General features: G+C 67.5%; 19 protein-coding genes. 12 read left to right on the top strand and 7 right to left on the bottom strand.

The window, feature by feature from the left end; all coding sequences use genetic code 11:
• The first annotated feature begins 27 nt into the window (after positions 1 to 27).
• Entirely contained in the window at positions 28 to 246 is a 219-nt protein-coding gene (locus VV867_RS14410) for a DUF2970 domain-containing protein (protein WP_109934979.1), read from the top strand.
• On the opposite strand, the gene VV867_RS14405 is transcribed toward VV867_RS14410, so the two are convergent.
• On the bottom strand, positions 243 to 1,322 hold the full coding sequence (locus VV867_RS14405) for an ABC transporter substrate-binding protein (RefSeq protein WP_425343528.1): 1,080 nt from the start codon (positions 1,320 to 1,322) through the stop codon (positions 243 to 245). The genes VV867_RS14410 and VV867_RS14405 overlap by 4 nt on opposite strands.
• 346 nt (positions 1,323 to 1,668) lie before the next feature.
• Here VV867_RS14405 and VV867_RS14400 point away from each other — a divergent pair, with 346 nt between their 5' ends.
• From VV867_RS14400 to VV867_RS14385, 4 genes are all read left to right on the top strand, one after another.
• Positions 1,669 to 2,163: a PaaI family thioesterase gene (locus VV867_RS14400; RefSeq protein WP_328566752.1), complete on the top strand. Its 495-nt coding sequence runs from the start codon at positions 1,669 to 1,671 to the stop codon at positions 2,161 to 2,163.
• A gap of 237 nt (positions 2,164 to 2,400) precedes the next feature.
• Positions 2,401 to 4,059 carry a nitrite/sulfite reductase gene (locus tag VV867_RS14395; protein ID WP_328566751.1) on the top strand — a complete coding sequence of 553 codons (1,659 nt, stop codon included), beginning with the start codon at positions 2,401 to 2,403 and terminating at the stop codon, positions 4,057 to 4,059.
• Entirely contained in the window at positions 4,043 to 4,546 is a 504-nt protein-coding gene (locus tag VV867_RS14390) for a DUF934 domain-containing protein (RefSeq protein ID WP_109934976.1), read from the top strand. The genes VV867_RS14395 and VV867_RS14390 overlap by 17 nt, the downstream gene beginning before the upstream one ends.
• 609 nt (positions 4,547 to 5,155) lie before the next feature.
• Complete coding sequence (locus VV867_RS14385; RefSeq protein ID WP_442965027.1) at positions 5,156 to 6,091, top strand: IS110 family transposase; 936 nt, start codon at positions 5,156 to 5,158, stop codon at positions 6,089 to 6,091.
• 569 nt (positions 6,092 to 6,660) lie between these two features.
• On the opposite strand, the gene VV867_RS14380 is transcribed toward VV867_RS14385, so the two are convergent.
• Positions 6,661 to 7,239, bottom strand: a complete 579-nt coding sequence (locus VV867_RS14380; RefSeq protein ID WP_043266837.1) for a TetR/AcrR family transcriptional regulator — start codon at positions 7,237 to 7,239, stop codon at positions 6,661 to 6,663.
• A gap of 110 nt (positions 7,240 to 7,349) precedes the next feature.
• Between VV867_RS14380 and VV867_RS14375 the strand changes: the two genes are divergently transcribed.
• Both VV867_RS14375 and VV867_RS14370 read left to right on the top strand, forming a co-directional pair.
• Positions 7,350 to 7,787 carry a hotdog fold domain-containing protein gene (locus VV867_RS14375; RefSeq protein WP_328566749.1) on the top strand — a complete coding sequence of 146 codons (438 nt, stop codon included), beginning with the start codon at positions 7,350 to 7,352 and terminating at the stop codon, positions 7,785 to 7,787.
• A gap of 32 nt (positions 7,788 to 7,819) precedes the next feature.
• Positions 7,820 to 8,671: an alpha/beta hydrolase family protein gene (locus VV867_RS14370; RefSeq protein ID WP_109933022.1), complete on the top strand. Its 852-nt coding sequence runs from the start codon at positions 7,820 to 7,822 to the stop codon at positions 8,669 to 8,671.
• Between the two features lie 23 nt (positions 8,672 to 8,694).
• Here the strand turns inward: VV867_RS14370 and VV867_RS14365 are convergent, their stop codons facing one another.
• Positions 8,695 to 9,687 carry a YhdH/YhfP family quinone oxidoreductase gene (locus VV867_RS14365; protein WP_109933023.1) on the bottom strand — a complete coding sequence of 331 codons (993 nt, stop codon included), beginning with the start codon at positions 9,685 to 9,687 and terminating at the stop codon, positions 8,695 to 8,697.
• Positions 9,688 to 9,742: 55 nt separating this feature from the next.
• Complete coding sequence (gene sohB / locus VV867_RS14360; protein ID WP_109933024.1) at positions 9,743 to 10,765, bottom strand: protease SohB; 1,023 nt, start codon at positions 10,763 to 10,765, stop codon at positions 9,743 to 9,745.
• Between the two features lie 205 nt (positions 10,766 to 10,970).
• Here sohB and VV867_RS14355 point away from each other — a divergent pair, with 205 nt between their 5' ends.
• The 4 genes from VV867_RS14355 (at position 10,971) to VV867_RS14340 (ending at position 14,171) form a co-directional block, all read left to right on the top strand.
• On the top strand, positions 10,971 to 11,681 hold the full coding sequence (locus tag VV867_RS14355) for a histidine phosphatase family protein (RefSeq protein WP_109933025.1): 711 nt from the start codon (positions 10,971 to 10,973) through the stop codon (positions 11,679 to 11,681).
• A 56-nt stretch (positions 11,682 to 11,737) separates the two neighbouring features.
• A complete protein-coding gene (locus VV867_RS14350) occupies positions 11,738 to 12,049 on the top strand; it encodes an SCP2 sterol-binding domain-containing protein (protein ID WP_009619228.1) in 312 nt (103 codons plus the stop codon).
• A gap of 258 nt (positions 12,050 to 12,307) precedes the next feature.
• Positions 12,308 to 13,378: a phosphotransferase family protein gene (locus VV867_RS14345; RefSeq protein WP_328566748.1), complete on the top strand. Its 1,071-nt coding sequence runs from the start codon at positions 12,308 to 12,310 to the stop codon at positions 13,376 to 13,378.
• Between the two features lie 25 nt (positions 13,379 to 13,403).
• Positions 13,404 to 14,171 (top strand): SDR family oxidoreductase, encoded by a 768-nt coding sequence (locus VV867_RS14340; protein WP_328566747.1) that lies wholly within the window; start codon positions 13,404 to 13,406, stop codon positions 14,169 to 14,171.
• Positions 14,172 to 14,940: 769 nt separating this feature from the next.
• On the opposite strand, the gene VV867_RS14335 is transcribed toward VV867_RS14340, so the two are convergent.
• Positions 14,941 to 15,585, bottom strand: a complete 645-nt coding sequence (locus tag VV867_RS14335; protein ID WP_328566746.1) for a hypothetical protein — start codon at positions 15,583 to 15,585, stop codon at positions 14,941 to 14,943.
• Between the two features lie 112 nt (positions 15,586 to 15,697).
• Here VV867_RS14335 and VV867_RS14330 point away from each other — a divergent pair, with 112 nt between their 5' ends.
• Positions 15,698 to 16,477, top strand: a complete 780-nt coding sequence (locus tag VV867_RS14330; RefSeq protein ID WP_328566759.1) for a TSUP family transporter — start codon at positions 15,698 to 15,700, stop codon at positions 16,475 to 16,477.
• A gap of 22 nt (positions 16,478 to 16,499) precedes the next feature.
• Here VV867_RS14330 and nudC read toward each other — a convergent pair whose 3' ends face one another.
• Positions 16,500 to 17,342, bottom strand: a complete 843-nt coding sequence (gene nudC / locus VV867_RS14325; RefSeq protein WP_328566745.1) for an NAD(+) diphosphatase — start codon at positions 17,340 to 17,342, stop codon at positions 16,500 to 16,502.
• Positions 17,342 to 19,021: a ferrous iron transporter B gene (locus tag VV867_RS14320; RefSeq protein WP_328566744.1), complete on the bottom strand. Its 1,680-nt coding sequence runs from the start codon at positions 19,019 to 19,021 to the stop codon at positions 17,342 to 17,344. Before VV867_RS14320 ends, nudC begins: the two co-directional genes overlap by 1 nt.
• Between the last annotated feature and the right edge of the window lie 29 nt (positions 19,022 to 19,050).

Raw genomic sequence — 19,050 nt, 5'->3', positions numbered from 1 at the left:
TGCTTTCCGGCAGCTAAGGAGGCTTCCATGAACGACGATTCACAGAACCGCCCGCCGAGCTTCTGGCAGATGCTGCAGAGCGTGCTGGCCGCCGCCTTCGGCGTGCAGAGCGGGAAGAACCGCGCCCGCGACTTCAGCCATGGCAAACCCAGCCACTTCATCTTCCTCGGCGTTGCCTTCACCCTGGTCTTCGTCCTGCTGCTCTATGCCCTGGTGCGCCTGGTGCTGCACCTGGCGGGGGTCTAGTCGAGCAGGGGCCGCAGGCTGAAGCGGTAATCCTTCTGCCCGGGGTGCAGGGCCAGGCTGAGCGCACGGAAATCCACGCCATAGCCGGGGCGCGCCAGGCTGCTGCGCAGCTTTTCCGCGCGCCTCTTGTCCAGCAGGATGAACACCGGCAGCTGGCGGTCCTTGCCGCCATGGGCGGCGAAATCCACCCCGGCGTCATAGTCGTGCAGCAGCACCATGGTCCAGCCGCCGAGGGTGAAATGGCCGCTCATGGCCACGCTGATGCTGCCGTCGACCACCGCCGAAAGCAGCTCCTGGGAATTGTTCAGGCCACTGAACAGCATGTCGCGCCCCGGCACGTGGCCGGCTTCGCGGGCCGCCTTCATGGCGCCGAAGGCCATCTCGTCGTTGGCCGACCAGACCAGCCGCACCTGCGGGTAGCGGCGCAGCAACTGCTGCGCCTGCTCATAGGCGCGCTGGCGGTCCCAGCCGCCGTACACCACCTGCAGCAGCCGGGCCCGCGGGAAGTCGGCCAGCGCCCGGCGCATGCCCTGCTCGCGCAGCTGCGCCACCGGCGCCTGGGCAAGCCCGGAGAAGGCCAGCAGGTCCAGCCCCCGCCCCGCCGCCGTGCCGGCCTTGAGCAGGCGGTGGGCCATCAGGTAGCCCGCCTCCTCCTCGTTGGCCACCAGGCTGCCGATCCAGTTGCGGTAGCGCTCGCGGCTGCCGCCGACGATGCGCTGCTGGTCGGCGGTCAGCATGTGATTCACGGTGAACAGGCGCACGGGGGTGTCGGCGAACAGGCGTAGCAGCTCCGGACCGATGTAGCCCTCGTTGGTGAACACCAGGTAGTCGGGGAGCCGGCCGTCGCGCAGCAGCTCGCGCGCCTGCTGCAGCGAGCGCTGCGGATCGCGCTCGGCGTAGAGCACGCGCAGCGGCATGCCCAGGTCGTCGGCGGCGGCCTGCATGAAGCGGGTATAGCTGACCCAGTAGGGTTCGTCGGACCGTCCCGGGTTGAGGAACACCACCGACGCCGCCTGGCTGCCCAGCGACAGCAACAGACCGGCGACCAGCAACCAGGACCTGCACAGAAGACTCAAGAACCCACACCCCACCGACCAGAAGCCGGTGAAGTATAGCCATTTGCCTTCATTGTGTTCGCTCAACCCTGACCGGTGGAGCGAAAATTACTGATGGCTCACCCAGAATATCGCCGTAGCCACCACCAGCAGGATGAGGATGAAGGCCGCGCGGGCGTCGATCACGCTGTCGCGATTGTCGTTACGGGATTCTTCGCTCATGTTTCCCCCACTTGTTCTTGCTGTTTTCGGTGGACCCACCAGCAGTTAAGACCAGGGCACGGGCAGCGACAAGGCGCGGCCCTTCATGCAGGCGGCGAAACCGGCTAGGCTGGGGCGATTTCCGCAACAAGAACAAGGCGTCACCATGGAAAACCTCTCCCTGCAAGACCGCGCCGCGCCCGAAGGCATCTGCTACGGCTGCGGCGGCAGCAACCCCCACGGCCTGCACATCAAGAGCTACTGGCACGAGGACGGCATCCACGTCATGGCCGAGCACCTGCCCGAGGCCAAGTACACCGGCTGGCCGGAACTGGTCTACGGCGGCCTGATCGCCATGCTGGTGGACTGCCACTCGAACTGGACGGCCATGGCCTACCACTACCGCGCCGAAGGCCGCGAACCGGGCAGCCTGCCGCGCCTGGACTGCGTCACCGGCCACCTCGGCATCAAGTTCATCAAGCCCACCCCCATGGGCGTGCCACTGACCCTGCGCGCGCACGTGGAGGGCGAGCTGGGGCGCAAGAGCCGGATCATCTGCGAGGTGTATGCCGGCGACGTGCTGACCGCCATCGGCGACTCCATCTTCGTCCGCGTCGATACCGCCCGGCTGGGCGACCAGGCCCACGGCCGCGAGGACTGAGGGAACCTGCGAGGGGCCTGCGGCCAGGCTCCGCGCCCCTTTCGCGGCACCTGCCGGCGGAGAAGGTTGCGACGGATACGGCGCTTATATCAGAAAGTTCTCGCCATATACTCAAACTTCACTTTTACGCATATTCCCTAACTGGTATCTTGCCCGCCACTCCGCGTGGAGCGCGTTGCCGTGCGCGCTCGGAAGCGCAGTACGCCCGAGCGCTATAGCCTGACAGCAGGATTTTTCATGTACGTATATGACGAATACGATCAGAGGATCGTAGAGGATCGCGTCAAGCAGTTCCGCGATCAGACCCGCCGCTACCTGGCGGGCGAACTGACCGGCGAGGAATTCCGCCCGCTGCGTCTGCAGAACGGCCTGTACATCCAGCGCTACGCGCCGATGCTGCGCATCGCCGTACCCTACGGCCTGCTCGCCTCGCGGCAGGTGCGCAAGCTGGCGCAGATCGCCCGCGACTACGACAAGGGCTACGCCCACATCAGCACCCGCCAGAACGTGCAGTTCAACTGGCCGGAGCTGGAGGACGTGCCGGAGATCCTCGCCGAGCTGGCCACCGTGCAGATGCACGCGATCCAGACCAGCGGCAACTGCATCCGCAACACCACCACCGACCAGTTCGCCGGCATCGCCCGCGACGAGCTGGTGGACCCGCGCCCCTGGTGCGAGATCATCCGCCAGTGGTCGACCTTCCACCCCGAGTTCGCCCACCTGCCGCGCAAGTTCAAGATCGCCGTCAACGGCGCCGTGAGCGACCGCGCCGCCATCGAGGTGCACGACATCGGCCTGGAAGCGGTGAAGAACGAGGCCGGCGAGCTGGGCTTCCGCGTGCTGGTCGGCGGCGGCCTGGGCCGTACCCCCATCGTCGGCAGCTTCATCAATGAATTCCTGCCCTGGCAGCACCTGCTGTCGTACCTGGACGCCATCCTGCGCGTGTACAACCGCTATGGCCGCCGGGACAACAAGTACAAGGCGCGCATCAAGATCCTGGTCAAGGCGCTGACCCCCGAGGTCTTCGCCGAGAAGGTCAACGCCGAGTGGGCGCACCTCAAGGACGGCCCCAGCACCCTGACCGAGGCGGAAGTGCAGCGCGTCGCCGTGCATTTCATCGACCCGGCCTACAAGGCCCTGGAAGACCAGGATGCCGCCCTCGCCGCCCTGGATGCCGAGCACCCCGGCTTCGCCCGCTGGCGCGAGCGCAACACCTTCGCCCACAAGAAGCCCGGCTACGTCGCCGTGACCCTGTCGCTCAAGCCCACCGGCGTGGCCCCGGGCGACGTGACCGACAAGCAGCTGGACGCCATCGCCGACCTGGCCGACCGCTACAGCTTCGGCGAAGTGCGCAACAGCCATAACCAGAACATCATCCTCGCCGACGTCGAGCAGGCGCAGCTGTTCACCCTCTGGGGCGAACTGCGCGAGCTGGGCTTCGCCAGCCCCAACGTGGGCCTGCTGACCGACATCATCTGCTGCCCGGGCGGCGACTTCTGCTCCCTGGCCAACGCCAAGTCGATCCCGGTGGCCGAGGCCATCCAGCGCCGCTTCGACGACCTCGACTACCTGTTCGACATCGGCGACATCGACCTCAACATCTCCGGCTGCATGAACGCCTGCGGCCACCACCACGTGGGCCACATCGGCATCCTCGGGGTGGACAAGAAGGGCGAGGAGTTCTACCAGGTGTCCCTCGGCGGCAGCGCCGGCCGCGACGCCAGCCTGGCGCAGATCCTCGGCCCGTCCTTCGCCCAGGACCAGATGGCCGACGTGATCGAGAAGCTGATCAAGGTCTACGTCGAACGGCGCACCGAAGAGGAACGCTTCCTCGACACCTACCGCCGCATCGGCATCGACCCCTTCAAGGAGCGCGTATATGCAGCGAATCATTAAGCACCGCGAAGTGGTCGACGACCGCTGGCACCTGCTGCCCAAGGACGCCCCCCTGGAAAGCGTGCCCAACAGCGACGACGTGATCATCCCGCTGAACCTGTGGCTGGAACACGGCCCTGCCCTGCGCGGCCGCGACGGCGGCCTGGGCGTGTGGCTGGACGCCGACGAGGAGCCCGAGGCCATCGCCGGCGACCTGGACAGGTTCCAGGTGATCGCGGTGAACTTCCCGGCCTTCACCGACGGCCGCGGCTTCAGCACCGCGCGCCTGCTGCGCGAGCGCTTCGGCTACAAGGGCGAAGTGCGCGCCATCGGCGACGTGCTGCGCGACCAGCTGTTCTACATGCAGAGCTGCGGTTTCGACGCCTACGCCATCCGCGCCGACCGCGACCCGCACGATGCGCTGGCCAGCCTGGAGGACTTCAGCGAGGTCTACCAGACTTCGGTGACCCAGCCGCAGCCACTGTTCCGCCGGCGGCAGCTGGCCTGATCGGTAGCGACATGAAAAAGCCCCGCCCTGCAGGCTGTGTGAAAAACCGAGCGGCTCTTCGAAGAGCGCGTTCCTACGTGAAATCTGAAGAGGCTTGGCTATTCACTATTCAGCCAATCCAGAATCCACGTAGAAACGCGAAATCCAGGTTGTTTTTTAACCAGCGGGACCGATCCTGAGGTTTTCACACAGCCTGCCTGGCGGGGCTTTTTCGTTTCCCGCTCCTCGTAGAATGGCGTTTTCCGGCGGCCACGGTGCTTGTGGTTATCTCCGCGCCCTCTCCCCAGCCCTCTCCCTGATGGGCGAGGGGGCCGTCCTGAGCGGCTGGAGAATCAGGCGTCATCCTGACCCGTAGGGCGCATAACGCCTATGGCGTTATCCGCCATGATCGCGGACAAAGTCCGCTTGTGTCTGCGACTTTCGATAGGATCGAAGGTGAGAGCGACGGGAGGCAAGCTGCAGGTCCGCGGTGTTCGCAGCACGAGTAGGAGCCCAAGCTGCTTCCCGTCGTCCCTCTGACTAAGCCCGAACAGTTGAACGAGCTAAACCTCGAACCACAAGCGTGGGCAGTCAGAGTGCTCTCGCCGTGCAGTTTACGAGGGTTTGATCATGACGTGTTGGGTGGGTATCGATGTCGCCAAGGATTCGTTAGCCGTATGGCTGCGTCCGCAAGGCAAGAGCTTCAGCGTTTCCAATGACGAGCAAGGTCACCAGCAGTTGCTGGCGCTGTTCGCCGAGGAAAAGCCCGGCCGTATCGTGCTGGAGGCGACTGGTGGTTATGAGTGCGATGTGATGTTCGGCCTGTCTCGCGCCGGTCACGCGGTCTCGCGCCTGAACCCCACGCGGGTGCGAGCCTTTGCCACGGCCATGGGCAAACTGGCCAAGACCGATCCCATCGACGCGGCGGTACTGGCGCATCTGGCTCAGACGCTGGAAGAAGCCCCCAGTACCGTGCCTTCGCCGGAACGCGAGCGGCTGCGGGAGCTGGTGCAGCGCCGCGAGCAACTGGTCAGCCAGCGCGATGATGAGCGTCGTCGTTTGCATCAAGCCCGGGATCCGTTTGTCCGCAAATGCCTGGAGAACGCCATCAAGGCGCTCAAAGAAGCGATCCGCCGCTACGACAAGGAAATTGCCAAGGCGATGAACGCCGTGGACGCAGAACAGGCCCAGCTACTCAGCCAGGTCAAAGGCGTGGGACCAGTGACCGTGGCCGGGCTGCTGGCCTATCTGCCGGAGCTGGGGCAATTGAACCGCCGCCAGATCGCCGCCCTGGTGGGCCTGGCGCCTTACAACAGCGATAGCGGGCAGAAGTCGGGGCAGCGCCGGATCCGAGGGGGACGAGGCATGATTCGGCGCATCCTGAACATGGCGGTCTTGTCGATCATTCGCTATCAGGAAGACTTCGCCCGCCGCTACCAGAGCCTGCGTGAGAACGGTCGATGCGCCAAGGTTGCCCTGGTGGCCTACATGCGTGTGCTCATCGTGCGGCTGAACGCCATGGTCAGGGACGGTACCTGCTGGAGAACAGATACCGTGCAGCAGTGAAAGACAGTTGCTCCTACAGTTCCAGGAAGCACAGTCGTAGGAGCGGACTCCGTCCGCGATTGGATTCACCCGCCACGCCGGACACCCCGGTGACACGGATGGCGGCGGATAACCGCGAACGGTTATTCGCCCTACAGCTGGGCAGGGTCGTAGAAACAACGGCCTTGCAGACCGCGCCGTGTTGCTCTTCGTAGGAGCGAGCTTGCTCGCGAATGGCGCTTCCCGGCGGCCACGGTGCCTGGGGTTGGCTCCGCGCCCTCTCCCCAACCCTCTCCCGCAAGCGGGAAAGGGAGCCGTCCTGAGCGGCTGGAGAATCAGGCGTCATCCTGACCCGTAGGGCGCATAACGCCTACGGCGTTATCCGCCATGATCGCGGACAAAGTCCGCTCCTACAGTTCCAGGAAGCACCGTCGTAGGAGCGGACTCCGTCCGCGATTGGATTCACCAGCCACGCCGGACACCCCGGTGGCACGGATGGCGGCAGATAACCGCGAACGGTTATTCGCCCTACGGTCGGCAGGATCGTAGGAGCGGCCTCGCCAACCGCACCGGACTCCTAGCCCCCTCCCCTACGCCCTCACACTCTCCCACGCGATCTGCGCCAACAGGTCGCGGCAATCCGCCAGCTCCACCCGGGTGCGGCCGGCCAGCCAGTTGCGCACGTAGTCGTGGGTGGGGCCTATTACTACCGAGTTGAACAGCTCGAAGGGCATTTCGCGGAAGGCGCCAGCCTGGCGGTGCACGGCCAGCAGCTCGGCGATGCGCCGGCCCTGCTGGCGGTTGGCCTCGCGCAGTTGCTCGCCCATCTCCCCCGCCTCCACCCGGCCGCGGTTGTGCAGGATGAAGCGGGCCCAGTCCGGGTGCGCCACCACCCAGTCGATGTAGCAGGTGACGAACAGCTTGACCGTGGCCTCGGCGCCCATGCCCTCCCGCAGCCCGGCGTCGAGCAGGGCCGCGTATTGGCCGATGCCTTCCAGGTAGAGCGCGCCGATGATCCGCTCGCGGTTGCCGAAATGGTGGTACAGGCTGCCGATGCTGGCGCCGGAGCGGTCGCGGATCATCTCGATGGTGGTGGCGTCCACGCCGGATTCGCTGAAGCAGGCCAGCGCGGCCTGGAGGATGTCGTCTTTGCGGGAAGCTCGGCCCATGGGTTTCCTTGTGCGGATCGTTTCTAGAATATTTTTCTAGAATTAATTTCTAGTCTTCGTATACTGCCCTGGCGCGCATCCATCTTTCAATCCGTACCCTTGGAGCCACCATGAGTCAGATGATGCAGATGTACCGCCAGGCCGGCCCCGCGCAGTTCAGCGCCATGATCGGCCAGGTCGCCCCCTACTTCGCCAGCATCGCGCCGACCTTCGTCGAGCTGCGCCCCGGCTATGCCGAAGTGACCTTCGCCAAGCGCCGCGAGGTGCTCAATCATATAGGCAGCGTGCACGCCATTGCGCTGTGCAACGCCGCCGAGCTGGCCGCGGGCACCATGACCGACGTGTCCATTCCCGCCGGGCGCCGCTGGATTCCCCGCGGCATGAGCGTGGAATACCTGGCCAAGACCGACGGCGACGTGCGCGCGGTGGCCGACGGCAGCGGCGTGGACTGGAACGCCGAGGGCGACCTCAAGGTACCGGTGCTGGCCTACGTCGGCGACAAGCCGGTGTTCCGCGCCGAAATCACCATGTACGTCAGCCAGGCCTGACCTTCCCCGAACGGACTCCGGAGCCAGCAGCCATGATCACCCCGCAACCCCGCGAACTCGACAACGGCCAGGGCCAGCGCCTGGCCAGCCACTGGTACCGGCCGCCGGGCGAGATGCTCGGCGCCGCCCTGATCGTCCCGGCCATGGGCGTCGAGCAGCGCTTCTACGGCGCCTTCGCCAACTGGCTGGCCGAGCGCGGCTACCTGGTCGTCACCTTCGACTACCAGGGCATGGGCCAGTCGCGCAACGGCCCGCTGCGGCAGGTGAAGGCGAACGTCGTCGACTGGGGCCGCCACGATTGCAGCGCCGTGCTCGCGGCGGTGGCCGAGGCCGCGGGGGACAAGCCGCTGTACTGGATCGGCCACAGCCTGGGCGGGCAGATCCTGCCCTTCGTCGATGGCCGCGCGCGCATCACCCGGGCCTTCAGCATCGCCAGCGGCAGCGGCTACTGGCGCGACAACACGGCCGGCCTGCGCGGCCGCGCCTGGCTGCTCTGGCACTTCATCGCGCCCACCGTCACGCCGCTGCTGGGCTACTTCCCCGGGCGCCGCCTGGGCATCGTCGGCGATCTGCCGCGCGGAGTGATCGAGCAGTGGCGGCGCTGGTGCCTGCACCCGCAGTACGCCCTGGGCGAGGGGGAGCAGATGCGCATCCGCTATTCGGCGGTGCACACGCCCATCGTTTCGCTGTCCTTCACCGACGACGAGATGATGTCCCAGCGCAGCACCGAGGCGCTGCTGGGCTTCTACCGCAGCGCGCCCAAGGTGAGCCGGCGCATCGCCCCGGAACAACTGGGGGTGAAGCGCATCGGCCACTTCGGCTTCTTCCGCGAGCAGTTCGCCGACACGCTGTGGGAGGGTTACCTGCTGCCGGAGCTGGGCTGAGCGCCCAGCCCCGGCACGGCGCTTCAGTCGAGGTTGACCAGCAGGCGGCCGACCAGCTTGCCGGCGAGGATCTGGTGGATGGCGGTGGGCAGGTCGTCGAGGCGGATCTCGCGGACCAGCTCCTCCAGGCGCGGCAGCTTCCACTGCAGCGAGAGCTTGTCCCACATCGAGGCCTTGACCACCAGCGGCAGCTCCACCGAGTCCACGCCCAGCAGGTTCACCCCGCGCAGGATGAACGGCAGCACCGTGGCCTTGAACCCGGCGCCGGCGGTCAGCCCGCAGCAGGCCACGCTGCCGCCGTACTGCAGCGACTTGACCACGTTGAACAGGATGTCGCCGCCGACGGTGTCCACGGCGCCGGCCCACTGCTCCTTGAGCAGCGGCTTGTCGACGCCGTCGGCGACGGTGGCGCGGTCGATGATCTGCCGCGCGCCCAGGCCGTTGAGGAACTCGGCCTGCTCCAGCTTGCCGGTGGAGGCCGCCACGCTGTAGCCCAGCTGGGCCAGCAGCATCACCGCGATGCTGCCGACGCCGCCGCTGGCGCCGGTGACCAGCACCGGGCCGGCCGCCGGGGTCACCCCGGCCTGCTCCAGCTTGTCGACGCACAGCGCCGCGGTCAGGCCAGCGGTGCCGAGGATCATCGCCTCGCGCAGGCTCAGGCCCTGCGGGCGCTTGATCACCCAGGCGGCCGGCACGCGGATGTACTGGCCGAAGCCGCCCGGGGTGTTCATCCCCAGGTCGTAGCCGGTGACTATCACCTCGTCGCCGGCGACGAACTCGCCCACCGAGGACTCCTCCACCACCCCGGCGGCATCGATGCCGGGGGTGTGCGGGTACTTGCGGGTCACGCCACGGTTGCCGCTGGCCGACAACGCATCCTTGTAGTTCAGCGACGAATACCGCACCCGGATCAGCACCTCGCCGGCCGGCAGCTGGCTGGTGTCGCGCTCGACCACCTGCTGCTCGTAGATGCCATGCGGGGACTCGGTGACCCAGAGGGCCTTGAATGCACTCATCACGCTCTCCTTCTGCAAAGCCTGCCGCGCGGGCGCCCCTGCGCCCGCGCCGGAATCATTGCCAGTAACGGCTGCGCCCCAGGCGCTCCCACCAGCTCAGCAGCACGCGGTCGATCACCGTGCTGGCGCCCACGCCCAGGCGCTCCTGGACGCTCTTCTTCTGCACGTACTGCAAGTGGTAGACGTCCGCCTCGCGGGCGCGTTCGGCCAGGTACTCGTCGCTGGTCTTCAGCTCGTCCACCAGCTTGCGCCCCAGCGCCGCCTGGCCCAGCCAGACCTCGCCGGTGGCGATCTCCTCGATGGCCAGCTTGGGCCGGTAGTGGGCGACGAACCCCTTGAACAGCTCGTGGGTGGACTCCAGGTCCTCCTGGAATTTCTCGCGGCCCTTCTCGGTGTTCTCGCCGAACACCGTCAGGGTGCGCTTGTACTCGCCGGCGGTGAGCACCTCGAAGTCGATGTCGTGCCGCTTCAGCAGGCGGTGCACGTTGGGCAGCTGCGCCACCACGCCGATGGAACCGAGGATGGCGAAGGGCGCGGAGAGGATGCGTTCTCCGATGCAGGCCATCATGTAGCCGCCGCTGGCGGCGATCTTGTCGACGCATACGGTCAGCGGCACGCCGGCCTGGCGGATGCGCGCCAGCTGCGAGGCCGCCAGGCCGTAGCTGTGGACCATGCCGCCGCCGCTCTCCAGGCGCAGCACCACCTCGTCCTTGGGCGTGGCCAGGCTGAGCAGCGCGGTGACCTCGTTGCGCAGGTGCTCGGTGGCCGAGGCCTTGATGTCGCCGTCGAAGTCCAGCACGTAGACGCGGCTCTTCTGGCCGCCGGCCTTCTTCGCCTGCTTGGCGGCCTTGTGCTCGGACTTGCGCAGGGCCTTGAGCTTGTCCTTGTCGAGCACGCTGCCCTGCAGGCGCTCGCGCAGGTCCTTGTAGAAGTCGTTGAGTTTGCGCACTTCCAGATGGCCCGAGCTGCGCCGCCCGCGGCCGCGCAGGGCGGCGACCACCACCAGCACGACCAGCACCGCCACCAGCACGGTCAAGGTCCTGGCCAGGAAACCCGCGTAATCCAGAAGAAACTCCACACTTCCCCCTATTCACCTGTGCCCCGCCCGCCGACCGGGCCGGGGAATCCCGCAAGCATACCCAGCCCGCCGGGCCGCAGCCAGCGCTGGCGAACGCCTTCATCAGCGCCGGGAATGCCATTCAAACAAGCGTATGTTTTTTCGTTGACAGCCCAGGGCCTTCCCCATAACCTCGCCGGAACTTTCCCCCTGCCGAGGTCCGTGCGTGGGCAGCATCTATCTGATTCGACATGGCCAGGCTTCGTTCGGTGCCGACGACTACGACGTGCTCTCGGCGACCGGCGTGCGCCAGGCCCAGGTCCTGGGCGAGCACCTGGCGGGCCTGGGCCTGCGCCTGGACCGCTGCCTGGCCGGCGACCTGCAGCGCCAGCGCCACACCGCCGACGAGGCCCTGGGGCGCATGCGCGAAGCCGGGCTGGACGTGCCGGCGCTGGAGATCGACGCCGCCTTCAACGAGTTCGAGGCCGACGCGGTGATCCGCGCCCACCTCGACGACCTGCTCCAGCACGAGCCCCAGGCCCTGCACATCATGCGCAACGCGGCGCAGCACCGCGCCGAGTTCCAGCGCCTGTTCTCCTACGTGATCGCCCGCTGGGTCGGCGGCGAGCACCCCAAGGAAGGCCTGGTCAGCTGGCAGGAATTCCTCGACACCGTGCACGACGGCCTGCAGCGCCTGCTGCGCCAGGCCAGCGGCAAGGACAACGTCGCCGTGTTCACCTCCGGCGGGACCATCACCGCCGTGCTCCAGCAGATCGTCGGCATACCGCCGATCAAGGCCTTCGAGCTGAACTGGCAGATCGTCAACACTTCACTCAGCCGCCTGAAGTTCCGCGGCGACGAAGTGTCCCTGGCTTCCTTCAACAGTCACGTGCACCTGGAACTGTTGAGGGCGCCGGAACTCATCACCTATCGATGAGCCCGGCCCATTGCGCCCGACGGGCGCGCGAGAAAACCTAGAAAAGGGATAGAACCATGAGCGTTGCTGACATCGTCTCCACCATGAAGAGCAAATTCAACGCTGGCGCCGCCGCCGGCCTGGACCTGGTCTTCCAGTTCAACATCGAGGACGGCGACAACCACTACCTGGTGGTCAAGGACGGTACCTGCGAAGTCGTGCAGGGCGATGCGCCGAACCCCAACGTCACCCTGATCATGGACAGCGAGACCCTCAAGGGCATCACCAGCGGCGAAACCGACGGCATGCAGGCCTTCATGGCCGGCAAGCTGCGCGCCGAAGGCGACATGATGCTGGCCATGAAGCTGGGCGAGCTGTTCCCGGTCTGATCCCGGAGCACCATCCGCCAGCACGAGAAAACCGGAGTCCCGCGGCTCCGGTTTTTTTTCGCCCGCGCCGCTCTATCCAGGCGGATCAGGCAGCCTGATCGGGCTCCAACACGCTCGCCAATAACGCCCCGCGGCGCTTGTGAGGGTAGGAAGCGAGCATTAGATTAGCCAATTATCTCGGGACACCATTATTGCCCTGCATGATGGGCCCCGGGCGCCGCTGCCCCGGCAGCTACCGACTACAAGAAAGGGATAAGCATGTCGCTGACTGACCAGTCCACCCGCATCCGCCAAGGCGAAGAGCTCGACGCCGCGGCCATCGATCCCTACCTGAAGGCCCACATCCCCGGCCTGCAGGGCGAGCCGAAGATCAGCCAGTTCCCCGGCGGCGCCTCCAACCTGACCTACCTGCTGGAGTACCCCAGCCACGAGCTGGTGCTGCGCCGCCCGCCGTTCGGCCGCAAGGCCAAGTCGGCCCACGACATGGGCCGCGAGTACCGTATCCTCAACCAGCTCAACGCCGGCTTCCCGTACTGCCCGAAGGCCTACGTGCACTGCATCGACGAATCGGTGATCGGCGCCGAGTTCTACGTGATGGAGCGCGTCAACGGCATCATCCTGCGCGCCGACCTGCCGCCGGAGCTGACCCTCGACGAGCAGCAGGCCAACACCCTGTGCAAGAACTTCATCGACCGCTTCGTGGAGCTGCACAACGTCGACTACCAGGCCTGCGGCCTGGGCGACCTGGGCAGGCCCGAAGGCTACGTGCAGCGCCAGATCGAAGGCTGGAGCGACCGCTACGAGAAGGCCCTGACCCCCGACGCGCCGAGCTGGGAACCGGTCAAGGCCTGGCTGCGCGAGAAGATGCCGGCCGACCACCCCAAGCCGGGCATCGTGCACAACGACTACCGCTTCGACAACGTCATCCTCGACCCGAAAGACCCGATGCGCATCATCGGCGTGCTGGACTGGGAGCTGACCACCATCGGCGACCCGCTGATGGACCTGGGCAACACCCTCGCCTACTGGATCGAGGCCGACGACCCGGCCCCGGTGCAACTCATGCGCCGCCAGCCGAGCCACCTGCCCGGCATGCTCACCCGCCAGCAGTTCGCCGACTACTACGCCGAGCGCGCCGGCCTGCCGCCCATCGACAACCTCGACTTCTACTACACCTACGGCCTGTTCCGCCTGGCCGGCATCGTGCAGCAGATCTACTACCGCTACTTCCACGGCCAGACCCAGGACAAACGCTTCGCCCAGTTCATCCACATGAACAAGCTGCTGGAGCAGATGAGCCTGCAGGTCATCGACAAGTCCCGGCTGTAACGCCGATCACAACAAGGGGAACCCCATGTCCAAGACCCACCTGTTCGACCTCGACGGCAAGATCGCCTTCGTCTCCGGCGCCAGCCGCGGCATCGGCGAGGCCATCGCCAAGCTGCTGGCCCAGCAGGGCGCCCACGTGATCGTCTCCAGCCGCAAGATCGAGGGCTGCCAGGCAGTGGCCGACGCCATCATCGCCGAAGGCGGCAAGGCCACCGCCATCGCCTGCCACATCGGCGAGATGGAGCAGATCCAGAGCGTCTTCGCGCAGATCCGCGAGCAGTTCGGCCGCCTGGACATCCTGGTCAACAACGCCGCCACCAACCCGCAGTTCTGCAACGTGCTGGACACCGACCTCTCCGCCTTCCAGAAGACCGTGGACGTGAACATCCGCGGCTACTACTTCATGTCCATCGAAGGCGGCAAGCTGATGAAGGAGAACGGCGGCGGCAGCATCATCAACGTCGCCTCGATCAACGGCGTGTCCCCCGGCGAGTTCCAGGGCATCTACTCGGTGACCAAGGCCGCGGTGATCAGCATGACCAAGGTCTTCGCCAAGGAATGCGCGCAGTTCGGCATCCGCTGCAACGCCCTGCTGCCGGGCCTGACCGACACCAAGTTCGCCTCGGCCCTGGTGAAGAACGACGCCATCCGCAACGTCGCCCTGCAGCGCATCCCGCTCAAGCGCGTGGCCGAGCCCAGCGAAATGGCCGGCGCGGTGCTGTACCTGGCCAGCAGCGCCTCCAGCTACACCACCGGCGTGGCGCTGAACGTGGACGGCGGGTTCCTCGCCTGATCGCGAAAGCGCAATGAACAAGGGAGCCTTCGGGCTCCCTTTTTCGTTGGGTGATCCATCGATGCACGCCTCCCCGCAACCTGTAGGAGCGCGCCCTGCCCGCGATTCGCGCGCAGGGCGCGCTCCTACATGGAACGGCGCGGGTGGGGCAGCGTAGGAGCGGATCTCATCCGCGAATCGCGCCGGAACCTCCGGCCATCGCGGACAGAGTCCTACGAGGGAATGCCGTGCCATCCGACGACCTGTAGGAGCGGGCCCTGCCCGCGATTTCACGCGCAGGGCGCGCCCCTACAGGGGGAATGGCGCGGGTGGGGCGGCGTAGGAGCGGATCTCATCCGCGAATCACACCGGAACCTCCGGCCATCGCGGACAAAGTCCGCTCCTACGGGGGAATGCCGTGCCATCCGACGACCTGTAGGAGCGGGCCCTGCCCGCGATTTCACGCGCAGGGCGCGCCCCTACAGGGGGAATGGCGCGGGTGGGGCGGCGTAGGAGCGGATCTCATCCGCGAATCACACCGGAACCTCCGGCCATCGCGGACAAAGTCCGCTCTTACAATCATGCATCCCTGGAACCGTAGGGCGGATAACCGTTCGCGGTTATCCGCCGTTGGCCGGGGCACCGGTGCACGGTAATGATGGCGGATAACGCCGTAGGCGTTATGCGCCCTACAGGTGTTCGTGCCAAGGAAGAGTCCAGTGCGGCCGGTGGGTTCAATCGCGCGCAGGGCGCGCTCCTACAGGGGGAATGGCGTAGGTGGACGGCGTGCCTACCGCCACTCCCGCAGCGCCTGCTGCGCCGCTGCGTTGACCGGCTCCGCCGCCAGGCCCGCGGGGCCGAAGCTGATGCTGTAGACCGCCTGGTCCGCCATGGGCAGGAAGTTCACCCGCGCCGCCAGCGGGCGGAAGGTCAGCAGGTCGTGCTGGCCGTCGCGCAGCCAGCGCCACAGGTCGAAGCCGTAGGGGCTCTCGGCCAGGGATTGCTGGCGCGCCTGGCCCTGCTGCTCGATGGCCAGGTAGCGGCCGCCCAGGCCCTGCAGGCGGTAGCCGGGGTCGAGCCCGATCAGCGCGGCCAGGCCGCGCCACTGCATGATGCGCACGTCCAGTTGCCAGAGGTCGCCGCCCAGCTCGACGCGGCGTTCGCGGTCGCCCTCGAGGACCTTCACCTCGTAGCGCTGCGGCGCCAGGCGCTGGAAGCTCAGGGTCGCCAGCGGCCGCTCGGCGGGCAGCGCGTCGTAGCTGCGCAGGTCCCAGGCCGCCAGGCCCAGCGCCAGCGCCGCGGCGACGAAGGCCAGGCCGGCGCAGCCGCGCAGCCAGCCGAGGAACCAGTGGCGGTCGAAAAGGATGCGTGCGGCGACCAGCAGCGCCAGCAGGGCGATCAGCGCGAACGTCCAGGCCAGGCCGTCGTACTGCATTGAATCAGTTCCTTGCGCGTAGAATTGCCGGCATTATGCGCACCCCTCGACGCGACGGCCAGCCGTGGCGTCGCAGCCTTGAACCCAGGTCGTACTTTTCATGCCTTTCGCCATCCCCTTCGAACTGACCGTAGACCCGCTCACCCTGCTGATCCTCGCCGTCGTGGCCTTCCTCGCCGGCTTCATCGACGCCATCGCCGGCGGCGGCGGCCTGCTGACCATCCCCGCCCTGCTCACCGCGGGCGTGCCGCCGCACCTGGCCCTGGGCACCAACAAGCTGAGCTCCACCTTCGGCTCCGCCACCGCCAGCTACACCTTCTACAAGCGCAAGCTGTTCCACCCCGAGCGCTGGCGCAACGGCCTGCTGGCCACCGCCATAGGCGCGGCCATCGGCGCCTGGGCCGCGCACCTGCTGCCGGCGGAATGGCTGAACCGCATGCTGCCGGTGGTGGTGTTCTCCTGCGGGCTGTACATGCTCTTCGGCGGCACGCCCAGGGCGCCGCTGGACGCCGACGCCCCGGTGGGCCGCAAGCGCCAGTGGCCGCAAGGCCTGGGCCTGGGCTTCTACGACGGCGTGGCCGGCCCCGGCACCGGCGCCTTCTGGACCGTCAGCAGCCTGCTGATGTACCCCCTGGACCTGGTGCGCGCCAGCGGCGTGGCGCGCACCATGAACTTCGTCAGCAACATAGTGGCGCTGGCGGTGTTCGTCGCTTCCGGCCAGGTGGTCTGGCTGCTCGGGCTGTGCATGGGCAGCGCGTTGATGGTCGGCGCCTACCTGGGCGCGCGCACCGCCATCGGCGGCGGTGCGAAATTCATCCGCCCGGTGTTCATCCTGGTGGTGCTGGCGCTGACCGCGCGCCTGGTCTGGCAGCACTGGTTCAGCGCAGTCTGAAGCGCGGGGAAGGCGCCGGGCGTCAGTAGCCGCCGCCCGGCAGGATGGGATCGGGCCGCCCGGCGCGGCGCGCCAGCCAGCTCTCGATCAGGTAGCGGGCGATGGAGCGCCCGGCCGGCAGGCGCGGCAGCGAGTCGTAGGGGAACCACTGGGCGTCCTCGATCTCGTCCGGCTGGCAGACGATCTCGCCGCTGACGTATTCGGCGTGGAAACCGAGCATCAGCGAATGCGGGAAGGGCCAGTTCTGGCTGCCCAGGTAGCGGATGTTGCCGACCTGCAGCCCCACTTCTTCCTTCACCTCGCGAGCCACGCAGTGCTCCACCGACTCGCCCGGCTCGACGAAGCCGGCCAGGGTGCTGTACATGCCCGGCACGAAGCGCGGCGAGCGCGCCAGCAGCAATTCGTCGCCGCGGGTAACCAGCACGATCATGCTCGGCGACAGCAGCGGGTAGCGCTGGATGTCGCAGGCGTCGCAGCGCATGGCGCGTTCGCGCGGCACGGCGCGCATCGGCTGGCCGCAGCCGCCGCAGAAACGGTTCTCGCGGGTCCAGGTGCCGACCTGGCTGGCGAAGCCGAGCATGGCGAACTGGTCTTCCTCGGCCTCGAGCATGACGTGGCGCAGGCCGATCCAGCTGCAGCCCTCGACGCTGGCCGGCGCGTCCAGCTCCAGCAGGTACACGGCGTCGCCGTCGAAGTGGCCGACGCCCTGCTCGGAGAGCACCGGCAGGTCCTGGCGCTTGAGCCAGTCACGGGGGAAGAGCACGCCATTGGCATCGCCGAGGAACTGCTGGCGACAGTGGGCCAGGGCCCAGCCCCCCTTCTCCGCCGGGTCGAGCCAGGCGGACTCCCAACGTCCGGTACGCATCAGGCAGCCACCTCCAGGCCGAGGGCGCGCACGCTCTCGCTGGCCACGTCCAGCACGTCGGGCTGGCCTTCGGGACGCAGCACGGCGCCTCCCTCCAGGTAGTATTCGAGGCCGGTCAGGGCATCGGCCAGGGTTTCCAGCATCTGCTCGGACGGCATCTGCGTGGTTTCGATCATCTGCCGCTGGATGTAGTCGGCGCAAGCCCCGACCAGCCGGGCGGCGCGTTCCTGGCCGAGGAACCAGAGCCCGCCGCGCACCGCCTGCAGGCTGCCGGGGACGTTGGCCAGGTGCAGCTTGTCGCCGTTGGATTCCAGGTAGGCGGTGATCGCCCGCTTGGCCAGGGCCAGGCCGCCCTGGGCTTCGTCGATGACCACGATGCGCGCCTCGGCCAGTTGGTGCACGGCGAAGGATTCGGCGGTCGGCTCCAGGTCGGTGATGGCGGGAGCGGCCATGCGCTCGCCACGTTCCAGGCTGCCGACCAGGCTTTCCACGTAGAGCAGCGCATCGGCCAGCGCGTTCAGCGCCGCCGGCGACTCCACCGCTCCCCTGGCCACCCAGGCGGAGACCACCGAGACCTGCCCCTGCAGCACGTTGGCCGCGGAGTTCAGGCCGACCATGCCGAGGGTCTTGGCCAGCTTGCCCAGCTGGGTGTGCAGGGTGCCCAGGGCATCGGCCGGGGACACGCCGCGCTCGATCAGGTCGAGCTGGTCCTTGACCGTGGTGAGTTCCTCGCGGATGGCCGCCGACAGCGAGCGCATCACTGCCTGGCCGGGGCCGGACAGGCGTTGCGACTCGTCTTCCAGCAGGTGGTCGGTGAACGGCAGCGGCGCCAGGCCGAACACCTCGCGCAGCTCGCTGGCGCGCGGGCCGCGGGTGTCGGCCAGGGCGGTGAGGTAGAGCAGTTCCTTGAGCAGTTGGCGCGGCGCCTCGTAGTTGGGGTTGGCCAGCAGTTGCTTGAGCTCGCGGTCCAGGCGCGAGAACAGTTGCTTGCGCGCCTTGCGCGGCAGCATCTGCGCATCCGCCAGGGCTTCCAGGGCGCCGGCGCCAATCCAGCACAGGCGGCTGCGCGGGCCGTAGCCGAGCAGCGCGTCCAGACGCGCCAGGGCGCGGCCCATCAGCTTGAGGCCGGCGTAGTGGTCCTGTTCGCGCACCAGCGCGAGCAGGCCCACCTGGTACATGTGCCGCAGGCGGCGGACCTCCTGGGCGCGGTCGGCCACCGCCGGCACCGCGCGGGGCGCCGCCGGGCGCGGCAGGTCCAGGCGCGCGCTGAAGAAGAAGCTCTCCGGCAGCACCGGCTGGCCGGCGGCCAGGCGCACGTCGTTGATCGCCGGCAGCAGCAGCTCGGGAATCTCCTGGCGGTTGGCCTCCAGGTTCTCCAGGTAGCGGCGCAGCACGTACAGGGCATTGCCCAGCGCGGCCAACTGGCCGTCGCGCTCCTCGCCGACGCCGGTGGGGATGTCGGTGGCCAGCTGCAGGGCTTCCTGGGCCAGCAGCTCGGCGCCGGCCAGTTCGATCAGGTTGAGGGTGCCGCGGATCTGCGCCAGGCATTCGACCGCATGTTGCAGCAGGCTGCCGTTCTGGCGCTCGGCGATGAACTGCTCGAGGTTCTGCTCGGCCTGCTCCATGGTGGCGAAGAGCTCGTCGCGCACCAGACTGAGGGAGGTGGCTCCAGTGACCATCGGGCTAGCGCGCCTCCTGCGCGAGGTGG

It is taken from the genome of Pseudomonas sp. JH-2, from assembly GCF_036231725.1.
Classification (GTDB): domain Bacteria; phylum Pseudomonadota; class Gammaproteobacteria; order Pseudomonadales; family Pseudomonadaceae; genus Pseudomonas; species Pseudomonas delhiensis.
This window is presented reverse-complemented; position numbering and strand designations above follow the sequence as displayed.